We start from the raw sequence: 10,359 nt of genomic DNA, 5'->3' as shown, positions 1-10,359 counted from the left end.
TTTTGCGGGCGTTCAGCGTTTCAAGCGGCTCTTCCCACATAATTTCCGCTCTGCGTACGGAATTCTCATCAAGTCAATTCGATATATTCTGGGAACTCCGTTATAATAGAAGGAACTAGCAAGCAGGACATAAAGGATGTTAAAAATCATGCCGAAATACTTAAATTACCTCATTATTCTTCTCTGTATCATTTTGATTGTTTTCCTGTACAATAGGGCATTGGGCTCGATTCCTTTTATCATCCTGTCATTGTACCTGTTCTATTACGGCTGGAAAGTACTGGGAAAAAGAAAAAACAAGTCGCGGTAGCGGACTGCAGAGACTTTGTATATAATGGATTAAGTTAAGAGAGAAGAAGGGACGTGTGTAGATTGAATTTACGCGAATTATCCAGAGAAGAACTGATCGAAGAGTCGTTTGTCGACTTAACATATGCATTATTGGAAGAAACTCATGAAACAAAAACATATCCGGAAATCGTTGAGGAAATTGAAAAATTGCTTAATCTTTCAAAAGAAGAGATGAAAGCGCGCCTTGTGCAATTTTATACGGACATGAACATTGACGGGCGTTTTCTGATCCTTGGTGAAAACCGTTGGGGCCTCCGCGAATGGTATCCGGTGGAGCAGATCGAAGAAGAGTCGGCACCAACTGTCAAAGCCCGCAAGAAGAAAGCGAAAGTTGCGGACGATGAAGAGTTTGACGACATCGATCTTGAAATGGAAGATGAACTCGATTTCGATGACTTCGATGAAGATGAAGAAGACGAAGACGATGAGGACATCACACCGAAACTCGGAGACGAAGTTGAAGTCCTGGACTTTGACACAATACCGGATGAAGACGAGGACGAAGAAGATGTGGACGTCCTGGTGGAAGACCTTGATGGGAACATCATCGACGAAGAAGAAGATGAAGACGACGACGAGTTGAAGTAATCTGAACATTTCTTTACCTTGACTTTAATCGCTGAACTGGATAAGATTTTATTGGGCTCCTTAAAATAGGAGATTGATTCGTACAGTTTATGCGCTCCCTCTGCATGCAGCAGGAGGGGCGCTTTTTATTTTTTCCCAGGGACGTCTTCAAAAACCAAGGAGGAAACAAGTATGACAAAGTATATTTTCGTCACCGGCGGCGTAGTATCATCGCTTGGTAAAGGAATCGTAGCCGCTTCGCTGGGGCGTTTATTGAAAAACAGAGGATTGAATGTAACAATCCAGAAATTCGATCCGTACATCAACATCGACCCGGGCACAATGAGCCCATATCAGCACGGGGAAGTTTATGTGACTGACGACGGCGCGGAAGCGGACCTGGATCTTGGCCACTATGAGCGTTTTATCGACATCAACCTGAACCAATATTCGAACGTGACGACAGGGAAAGTCTACTCGACGGTCATCCAAAAAGAGCGCCGCGGCGATTATCTTGGCGGAACAGTTCAAGTGATTCCGCATATCACGAATGAAATCAAAGACCGTCTCCTGCGTGCTGCGAAAACGGCGAAAGCTGACGTTGTGATCACAGAAATCGGTGGAACAGTCGGCGATATCGAATCCCTGCCATTCCTGGAGGCGATCCGTCAGATGAAATCGGATCTTGGACGCGAGCAGGTCATGTATGTCCACTGTACGCTGATTCCGTTCCTGGGCGCTGCGAAGGAAATGAAGACAAAACCGACTCAGCACAGTGTCAAAGAACTGCGCAGTCTGGGTATCCAGCCTAACCTGATCGTTGTCCGTACGGAACATCCGGTGCCGCAGGAAATGAAAGACAAGATTGCATTGTTCTGCGATATCAAAGCGGAGGAAGTAATCGAATCACGTGATGTCGATGTGATTTATGAAATTCCTCTTCGCCTGAAAGAGCAAAACATGGACCAGATCGTTCTGGAACATTTCGGCATCGAAGCGCCGGAAGCGGAAATGGGCGAATGGTCAGAGCTTGTTGAAAAAGTGAAATCCCTGAAGAAGACGGTCCGTATCGGACTTGTCGGAAAATATGTCGAACTGCAGGATGCTTATATTTCTGTAGTGGAGGCAATGAAGCATGCCGGTTTCGCTTTCGATGCTGAAATCGAAGTGGACTGGATCAACGCTGAACACATCACCGCTGAAAATGCGGCTGAAATGCTGAGGAACTCTGATGGAATCCTCGTCCCAGGCGGATTCGGCGACCGCGGTATCGAAGGCAAAATCGCTGCGATCAAATATGCGCGTGAAAACAAGGTGCCGTTCTTCGGTATCTGCCTTGGCATGCAGCTGGCTTCTGTTGAATTCGGCCGCAGCATCCTCGGCATGGATGACGCCAACTCATCAGAATTGAATCCGAAAACACCGTACCCGGTCATCGATCTGTTGCCGGAGCAAAAAGATGTTGAAGACCTAGGAGGCACGCTTCGCCTTGGACTTCAGCCTGCCAAATTGCAGGAAGGGTCGAAAGCATATGAAGCTTACGGCGAGACATTGGTTTACGAACGCCATCGTCACCGTTATGAGTTCAATAACGAATACCGCGAGCAGTTTGAAGCTGCTGGCTTTAAATTCTCGGGCACAAGCCCGGATGGCCGTCTCGTTGAAATCATCGAGATTGCGGATCACCCGTGGTTCGTGGCGAGTCAGTTCCACCCGGAATTCATTTCACGCCCGAACCGCCCGCAGCCGCTGTTCCGTGAATTTATCAGAGCTTCTCTTGAAAATAAATAATAAATCAAAAGCCTTTCCGGAAGAAAATTTCCGGAAAGGCTTTTTTCTGTTCAGGCGCTTATTCCGCCAGCATCTCATCCACCATCAACTTAATGCTGTGGTAGACGAACAGCGCCGCCATGGCATGGGGAACGACTGTCCGGCCGCCGGTTTCGGCAGGCAGGATGCCTTTGTCTATGCCGAGTGACAGGAACACATCCGGCAGATCACTGTCTTTCGTTTCCGCGCACAGCATGGCAAACGGGATGGCGGCATCAGATAATCTGCCTGCCAGTTCATCCCCTTCATCTTTTTTTGCTAGAATGAAGATACGGTCTGTGCTTGTTACCAGGCTGTCCGGCTGCCATTCGCGTGCGGCAGGAAGCGGTTCGGTTCCTTCAAGCGCTGCGGCGGCCACTGCTTTCATTTCTCCGAAAGCCGCGATGAAAATTGTGCCTTCACCGACGGCCGCCTGAGCAAGAAGGCGCGCCATTTCTTCGATGGTTTCTTCGTGCCTGGCGGTGCGCTGGAACAGGCCAGTCAATTGTGTGGTCAACATTTTCAAAACTCTCACCTCATGCAGAATTATAGCAGAAGCGGCAGCAGAGATGTCAGGACGCAGAATTAGGAGGGATCCAGTTGAAAACCATATTGATCGTAGATGACCAGCCGGGAATCCGTATACTGCTGGAAGAAGTGTTTTCAAAAGAAGGTTTTGAGACGCTGTCAGCAGGTACGGGACGGGATGCGCTGGAAATTTTCGGAGCCAGAAAACCGGAACTTGTCCTGCTGGATATGAAAATTCCCGGGATGGACGGCATTGAAATTCTGAAACGGATGAAACAGCAGGACGCCGAAGTCAAAGTGGTGATGATGACTGCCTACGGCGAACTTGATTTGATTGAAGAAGCGAAAACGTATGGAGCGGTCCGCCATTTCACCAAACCGTTCGATGTATTTGAACTGCGCGACGCTGTAATGAAATTGTTAGAAGGCTGATACACTGGGAAGTGGCGGAGTGATACAGTTTTTGTTATGATAGGTAAGGTATTTGCTTTATTCAGCAACTGAGGAGGAAGTTTGTCATGGCGTTGGTTTCAATGAAAGAAATGATGATAAAAGGTAAAAACGAAGGATATGCGATCGGCCAGTTCAATTTGAACAATCTTGAATTTACCCAGGCGATTCTTCAGGCTGCACAGGAGGAGAATTCTCCGGTCATTTGTGGCGTATCAGAAGGAGCTGCCCGCTATATGGGTGGGTTTACAACTGTTGTAAATATGGTCAAAGGCCTGATGCATGATTATAAAATCACCGTGCCGGTGGCAATCCACTTGGACCACGGTTCGAGTTTTGAAAAATGCAAGGAAGCGATCGATGCAGGTTTCACCTCAGTGATGATTGATGCATCGCACCATCCATTTGAAGAAAACGTTGAAATCACAAAGCAAGTAGTGGAATATGCACATAAACATAATGTATCCGTGGAAGCGGAACTCGGAACTGTCGGCGGGCAGGAAGATGATATCATCGCTGATGGCGTCATTTATGCCGACCCGCAGGAATGCAAACAATTGGTTGAACAGACAGGAATTGATTGCCTGGCGCCAGCCCTTGGTTCAGTCCACGGACCGTATAAAGGCGAGCCGAATCTTGGCTTCAAGGAAATGGAAGAAATTTCACAGCTGTGCGATGTGCCGCTTGTTCTGCACGGCGGCACGGGAATCCCGCTCAAAGATATTCAGCGTGCCGTTGCACTTGGAACGGCGAAGATCAATGTCAACACAGAAAGCCAGATTGCCTCGGCGAAAGCTGTCCGCGAAGTGCTGGACAACGATAAAGTTGTCTATGATCCGCGGAAATATATGGGTCCAGCCCGCGAAGCGATCAAACAGACTGTAATAGGCAAAATGCGGGAATTTGGAAGTTCAGGAAAAGCATAAAAAGGCACCATAAAAAATAGAGGAAAGAGAGAAGAAGCGCAAAAAGCGCCTTCTCTTTTTTCCGTACTGAAGGAGGAAAATAACAATGAAATTTTTTATTGATACAGCAAATTTTGACGAAATCAAAGAAGCACACTCGTGGGGTATCCTGTCAGGTGTGACTACAAATCCTTCACTGGTGGCGAAAGAGAAGAACGTGTCTTTCCATGACCGCCTGAAAGAAATTGCGGCTCTCGTCGACGGTTCGATCAGCGGCGAAGTTATCGCACTGGATGCGGAAGGCATGATTAAGGAAGGCCGCGAACTGGCTGACCTGGCACCCAATATCACGGTGAAATTGCCGATGACGCCAGACGGGCTAAAAGCTTGTTCGGTTCTTGCGTCAGAGGGCAAAAAAGTTAACGTTACACTGATTTTCAGTGCAAATCAGGCATTGCTTGCAGCACGTGCAGGCGCGTCTTATGTGTCTCCTTTCCTGGGGCGTCTCGATGACATCGGTCACAACGGCATGGATCTGATTGCGACGATCGCAGAAATTTTTGCCATCCATGAAATTGATACTGAAATCATAGCCGCTTCAATCCGCCACCCGCAGCACGTGACGGAAGCTGCGCTGAACGGTGCTCATATTGGAACTATGCCGATCAAAGTGATGGAGCAGATGTTCAAGCACCCGCTGACGGACAAAGGAATCGAAGCATTTTTGGCTGACTGGGAAAAGCGGACTGAGGTATAAAGGAGAATTATGATGGACGTTTATAAAATTACAGGCGGCAAGCGCCTTTCCGGGACAATTAAAGTCAATGGAGCAAAAAATAGCGCGGTGGCTTTGATTCCCGCATCGATTCTGGCAAATTCACCGGTTCAGATTGAAGGTTTGCCAGGCATTTCGGATGTATGGACATTGAAGAGCATCCTGGAGGAAATCGGCGGCGAAGTGACGTTCGAAGACGGCACGATGGTCATCGATCCGACCCAGATGATCGACATGCCGCTGCCGAATGGCAACGTGAAAAAATTACGGGCTTCCTACTATATGATGGGTGCGATGCTCGGCCGCTTCAAGCATGCGGCAATCGGTTTGCCGGGCGGCTGTTTCCTAGGACCGCGTCCGATCGATCAGCACATCAAGGGCTTTGAAGCGCTGGGTGCCAAAGTGACGAATGAGCACGGTGCTATTTACCTGCGCGCCGATGAACTGCGCGGAGCAAAAATCTATCTGGACGTCGTATCGGTCGGCGCAACGATCAACATCATGCTGGCCGCTGTGCTGGCAAAAGGGCAGACTACGATTGAGAATGCTGCAAAAGAACCGGAAATCATTGATGTCGCGACTCTTTTGACAAATATGGGTGCGAAAATCAAAGGCGCAGGAACGAATGTTATCCGGATCGATGGAGTAGAAGAATTGCATGGCACCAACCATACAATCATTCCTGACCGCATCGAAGCCGGTACATTTATGATTCTTGCTGCAGCGGCAGGCGACGGCATTACGATCGACAACGTCATTCCTTTCCACATGGAAGCTTTGACCGCCAAATTGCGTGAAATGGGCGTTGAAGTGCAGGAAGGCGAAGAATCGATCCATATACCGAAACCTGAAAAACTGCAGGCCATTGATGTAAAGACGCTGGTCTACCCGGGATTTGCAACCGATCTTCAGCAGCCGTTTTCGGTGCTGATGACGCAGGCGGAAGGTTCATCGATGATTACCGATACGATTTATTCGGCCCGCTTTAAACACATCGATGAATTGCGGCGCATGAATGCAAGCGGCAGAGTCGAAGGCAGAGCAGCCATTATTACCGGCCCGACACCATTGACGTCAGCGACAGTAGTTGCTTCTGACCTGCGTGCTGGGGCTGCGCTGGTGATCGCCGGCCTGCTGGCGGAAGGTGAAACGGAAATCCGTGAAATCTACCACATTGAACGCGGTTATGCGGAAATCATCGAAAAATTGCGCGGCCTTGGAGCCGACATCCGGAGAGAGACGATCGATCCGGTGGCAAGTGTGAAGTCAGACCTGGGCACAGACGCCAATTAACCCGGATTTGAACTAACAATATATGTTATAATAACAGGGATATATAGTTAGCTGAACGGGAGGAACAAATGATATGGAACGCAGTTTATCAATGGAATTAGTGCGTGTAACAGAAGCGGCGGCGATCGCTTCCGCGAAATGGATGGGGCGCGGCCTGAAAAATGAAGCGGACGATGCAGCGACAACGGCCATGAGAACCGTATTTGATACGGTTCCCATGAGAGGCGTCGTCGTTATCGGAGAAGGCGAAATGGACGAAGCACCGATGCTTTACATCGGAGAAGAGCTTGGGACAGGCAACGGACCGGAAGTGGATGTTGCAGTCGACCCGCTGGAAGGAACAAACATCGTCGCGGCAGGTGGCTGGAATGCACTTGCAGTATTAGCGATTGCCGATCGTGGAAATCTGCTGAATGCACCCGATATGTATATGGACAAAATTGCAGTCGGACCCGAATCAGTAGGGAAAATTGATATCAATGCACCTGTTATCGATAATCTGCGTGCTGTGGCAAAAGCCAAGAACAAGTATATTGAAGATGTTGTCGCAACTGTTCTGAATCGTGAACGCCATGCGGGGATCATCCAGCAGATCCGCGATGCAGGCGCGCGCATCAAACTCATCAATGATGGGGATGTTGCCGGAGCGATCAATACGGCTTTTGATATAACAGGAGTCGATATCCTGTTCGGTACAGGCGGTGCACCCGAAGGAGTCATCGCGGCAGTTGGACTGAAATGCCTGGGCGGTGAGTTCCAAGGAAAGCTTGTTCCGCAGAACGACGAAGAAAAACAGCGCTGCATCGACATGGGAATTGATGTTGATAAAGTCCTGATGATGGACGATCTTGTAAAAGGTGATGACGCAATTTTTGCGGCTACCGGTGTCACTGATGGAGAATTGCTGCGCGGTGTTCAATTGAAAGGCGGCTTTGCAGAAAGCCATACTCTTGTCATGCGCGCAAAATCAGGTACGGTCCGTTTTGTGGAAGGGCGCCACAGTCTGAAGAAAAAACCGAATCTCGTTATGAATGATTGACGAGCGAACTTCAATTTGAGTCCGGCTGAGAGCCGGGCTCCTTCTTTACAATCTTCCAATCGATAACCCCGAAAGTCCTAAACAAAAAATCCGAATAAGAGTGGTGTCCACAAACATGACAATGATTACTATTTCCGCATTGGAAAACATGACCTTAAAAGAATTATATAATTTGGCGAAAGAATACAAGCTGGTCAATTACAGCAAACTGTCAAAAAAAGAATTGATCTTCGCGATTTTAAAAACGCGTGCGGAACAGGAAGGCTTCTTCTTTATGGAAGGCGTTCTTGAAATCATCCAGTCTGAAGGTTTCGGTTTCCTGCGGCCGATCAATTACTCACCAAGCTCACAGGACATCTATATTTCAGCATCCCAGATCCGCCGGTTTGATCTGCGGAACGGAGACAAAGTTTCCGGCAAAGTGCGTCCGCCAAAAGAAAATGAACGTTATTTCGGGCTCCTGCAGGTCGAAGCGGTAAATGGCGAAAATCCGGAAATCGCAAAAGAACGCGTTCATTTCCCGGGATTGACGCCATTATATCCTGATCGCCACATCCGTCTTGAAACAACGCATCATCACTTGTCGACACGCATCATGGATCTGGTCTCGCCTGTCGGCTTCGGCCAGCGCGGCTTGATCGTTGCTCCGCCGAAAGCCGGTAAAACTATGCTGTTGAAAGAAATTGCCAACTCCATCACAACGAATCACCCGGAAGCGGAATTGATTGTCCTCCTGATTGACGAGCGTCCGGAGGAAGTTACCGATATCGAACGTTCTGTCGATGCAGATGTCGTTTCTTCCACATTCGACGAAATTCCGGAAAACCACGTAAAAGTGGCTGAATTGGTGCTGGAACGTGCCATGCGCCTTGTAGAACATAAGCGTGACGTCATCATCCTGATGGATTCGATAACAAGACTGGCTCGTGCCTACAACCTGGTCATTCCGCCAAGCGGCCGGACACTTTCAGGGGGGATCGACCCGGCAGCATTCCACCGTCCGAAACGGTTCTTCGGAGCTGCCCGCAATATTGAAGAAGGCGGCAGCCTGACGATTCTGGCGACTGCGCTTGTGGAAACCGGATCCCGCATGGACGAAGTAATCTATGAAGAATTTAAAGGAACCGGCAATATGGAGCTGCATCTTGACCGCAGCCTGGCTGAGCGCCGCATTTTCCCTGCACTCGACATCCGCCGTTCCGGAACGCGCAAGGAAGAATTGTTGATTGGCAAAGAAGAACTTGATAAACTATGGAAAATCCGCAAAACGTTTTCCGATTCACACGATTTTGCAGAACGTTTCCTGAAGAAATTAAACCAGACAGAAACGAACGAAGAATTTTTCGAGCAATTATCAACAGAAATGAAAGCGCACCGGGCTTCCAAAAAGATGATTTAAATCCTTGCAATTGGTGCTGAAACTTGTTAAGATAATATCAATGAGTCAAAAGCAAAGCTATTGCATATACGGCCTAAAGAGCCGTGTAAGGCAATAGTAAAATAGATTAAACTCTGTTCCGGATGGTTCAGGGCGAGAGGAGAAAAACACATGAAAACAGGAATTCACCCAGAATACAAACAGGCAACAGTAACTTGCTCTTGCGGTAACTCTTTCACTACAGGTTCTGTAAAAGAAGATATTAACGTAGAGCTTTGCTCGGAATGTCATCCATTCTACACTGGACGTCAAAAATTCGCAGCAGCTGATGGCCGCGTTGACCGTTTCAACAAAAAATACGGTCTTAAAGAAGAAATTAGCAACGAAGAAGAATAAAAAAGAAAAGCGAAAGCGCCCGTTAAGGCTGCTTGAGTCTGGACAGAAAAATACCTGCCTTGCGCGAAATCGCCAGGCAGGATTTTTTTTTGCTTTTTATCCGGAAAAGAACGTACATATCAGTAAAATAAGCAGTAATAAATGAAGAAATTAGGTATTATTAGAACAAACCAAGCGTTTGAAAGGGGTCCCTACAATGTATGTAATGAAACAGACAGGCTGGGTGGAATTGATCTGCGGCAGCATGTTTTCCGGAAAATCGGAGGAATTGATCCGCCGTGTCCGCCGTTCGCAATTCGCCAAGCAGAAAATCGCCGTATTCAAGCCGAAAATCGATGACCGCTACAGTGAAGAAGCAGTCGTATCACATAATGGCACAACCGTTATTGCATTGCCAATCTCCCATTCAGAAGAAATGTGGAAGTACATCACAGACGAATTTGACGTCATCGCCATCGATGAAGCGCAATTTTTTGACGAAAGCATTGTTGAAAACGTCCAAAAACTGGCCAATCACGGCTACCGGGTCATCGTTGCCGGGCTTGATCAGGATTTCAGAGGCTTGCCATTCGGGCCGATGCCCGCTTTGCTGGCCATTGCTGAACAAGTCACAAAATTGCAGGCGGTCTGCACAGTCTGCGGATCTCCCGCCAGCCGTACACAGCGACTTATCGACGGCAAGCCGGCCGGTTCGGATGACCCGACCATTTTAGTGGGGGCAGCGGAAGCCTACGAGCCAAGATGCCGCCACCACCACGAAGTCCCGGCAGGCGTAACCGTCTCCGAATAGAAGCTTATCTGCTTTAGGTGTCACAGTGACAGCTGCAAGTGGTTTCGCTGCTCCTGCATCGCTTCGCTGCTTCGTCGC

The 10,359-nt window shown here is 48.4% G+C and carries 12 protein-coding genes; 11 read left to right on the top strand and 1 reads right to left on the bottom strand.

From position 1 onward, the window contains the following. Positions 1-148 precede the first annotated feature (148 nt). From KW93_RS17585 to KW93_RS01135, 3 genes are all read left to right on the top strand, one after another. Positions 149-310: a hypothetical protein gene (locus KW93_RS17585; RefSeq protein WP_162835037.1), complete on the top strand. Its 162-nt coding sequence runs from the start codon at positions 149-151 to the stop codon at positions 308-310. 62 nt (positions 311-372) lie between these two features. After that, positions 373-939, top strand: a complete 567-nt coding sequence (rpoE, locus tag KW93_RS01140) for a DNA-directed RNA polymerase subunit delta (protein ID WP_033541117.1) — start codon at positions 373-375, stop codon at positions 937-939. Positions 940-1,110: 171 nt separating this feature from the next. Next, positions 1,111-2,709 carry a CTP synthase gene (locus KW93_RS01135; protein WP_033541116.1) on the top strand — a complete coding sequence of 533 codons (1,599 nt, stop codon included), beginning with the start codon at positions 1,111-1,113 and terminating at the stop codon, positions 2,707-2,709. A 58-nt stretch (positions 2,710-2,767) separates the two neighbouring features. On the opposite strand, the gene KW93_RS01130 is transcribed toward KW93_RS01135, so the two are convergent. Then, positions 2,768-3,247: a DUF2529 family protein gene (locus KW93_RS01130; protein ID WP_033541118.1), complete on the bottom strand. Its 480-nt coding sequence runs from the start codon at positions 3,245-3,247 to the stop codon at positions 2,768-2,770. 74 nt (positions 3,248-3,321) lie between these two features. Between KW93_RS01130 and KW93_RS01125 the strand changes: the two genes are divergently transcribed. From KW93_RS01125 to KW93_RS01090, 8 genes are all read left to right on the top strand, one after another. Then, positions 3,322-3,687 carry a response regulator gene (locus KW93_RS01125; RefSeq protein WP_152602398.1) on the top strand — a complete coding sequence of 122 codons (366 nt, stop codon included), beginning with the start codon at positions 3,322-3,324 and terminating at the stop codon, positions 3,685-3,687. 86 nt (positions 3,688-3,773) lie between these two features. Beyond that, positions 3,774-4,631, top strand: coding sequence for a class II fructose-bisphosphate aldolase (locus KW93_RS01120; protein WP_033541114.1), 858 nt, complete (start codon positions 3,774-3,776; stop codon positions 4,629-4,631). 85 nt (positions 4,632-4,716) lie between these two features. Beyond that, positions 4,717-5,367, top strand: a complete 651-nt coding sequence (gene fsa / locus KW93_RS17230) for a fructose-6-phosphate aldolase (RefSeq protein WP_033541113.1) — start codon at positions 4,717-4,719, stop codon at positions 5,365-5,367. A 12-nt stretch (positions 5,368-5,379) separates the two neighbouring features. After that, a complete protein-coding gene (locus KW93_RS01110) occupies positions 5,380-6,678 on the top strand; it encodes a UDP-N-acetylglucosamine 1-carboxyvinyltransferase (protein ID WP_033541112.1) in 1,299 nt (432 codons plus the stop codon). Between the two features lie 73 nt (positions 6,679-6,751). Continuing rightward, a complete protein-coding gene (gene glpX / locus KW93_RS01105) occupies positions 6,752-7,717 on the top strand; it encodes a class II fructose-bisphosphatase (RefSeq protein WP_033541111.1) in 966 nt (321 codons plus the stop codon). A 115-nt stretch (positions 7,718-7,832) separates the two neighbouring features. Continuing rightward, positions 7,833-9,116: a transcription termination factor Rho gene (rho, locus tag KW93_RS01100; RefSeq protein WP_033541110.1), complete on the top strand. Its 1,284-nt coding sequence runs from the start codon at positions 7,833-7,835 to the stop codon at positions 9,114-9,116. Positions 9,117-9,266: 150 nt separating this feature from the next. After that, entirely contained in the window at positions 9,267-9,491 is a 225-nt protein-coding gene (gene rpmE, locus KW93_RS01095; protein ID WP_033541109.1) for a 50S ribosomal protein L31, read from the top strand. 196 nt (positions 9,492-9,687) lie between these two features. Then, entirely contained in the window at positions 9,688-10,281 is a 594-nt protein-coding gene (locus KW93_RS01090; protein ID WP_033541108.1) for a thymidine kinase, read from the top strand. The last annotated feature ends 78 nt before the right edge of the window (positions 10,282-10,359 follow it).

This window comes from Planococcus sp. CAU13 (genome assembly GCF_000775575.1).
GTDB lineage: Bacteria > Bacillota > Bacilli > Bacillales_A > Planococcaceae > Planococcus.
This window is presented reverse-complemented; position numbering and strand designations above follow the sequence as displayed.

Coding starts and splice junctions, on each gene's coding strand:
- KW93_RS17585 (WP_162835037.1), top strand. CDS start 149: ATGCCGAAATACTTAAATTACCTCATTATTCTTCTCTGTATCATTTTG.
- KW93_RS01135 (WP_033541116.1), top strand. CDS start 1,111: ATGACAAAGTATATTTTCGTCACCGGCGGCGTAGTATCATCGCTTGGT.
- KW93_RS01130 (WP_033541118.1), bottom strand. CDS start 3,247: ATGTTGACCACACAATTGACTGGCCTGTTCCAGCGCACCGCCAGGCAC.
- KW93_RS01120 (WP_033541114.1), top strand. CDS start 3,774: ATGGCGTTGGTTTCAATGAAAGAAATGATGATAAAAGGTAAAAACGAA.
- fsa (WP_033541113.1), top strand. CDS start 4,717: ATGAAATTTTTTATTGATACAGCAAATTTTGACGAAATCAAAGAAGCA.
- KW93_RS01110 (WP_033541112.1), top strand. CDS start 5,380: ATGGACGTTTATAAAATTACAGGCGGCAAGCGCCTTTCCGGGACAATT.
- glpX (WP_033541111.1), top strand. CDS start 6,752: ATGGAACGCAGTTTATCAATGGAATTAGTGCGTGTAACAGAAGCGGCG.
- rho (WP_033541110.1), top strand. CDS start 7,833: ATGACAATGATTACTATTTCCGCATTGGAAAACATGACCTTAAAAGAA.
- rpmE (WP_033541109.1), top strand. CDS start 9,267: ATGAAAACAGGAATTCACCCAGAATACAAACAGGCAACAGTAACTTGC.
- KW93_RS01090 (WP_033541108.1), top strand. CDS start 9,688: ATGTATGTAATGAAACAGACAGGCTGGGTGGAATTGATCTGCGGCAGC.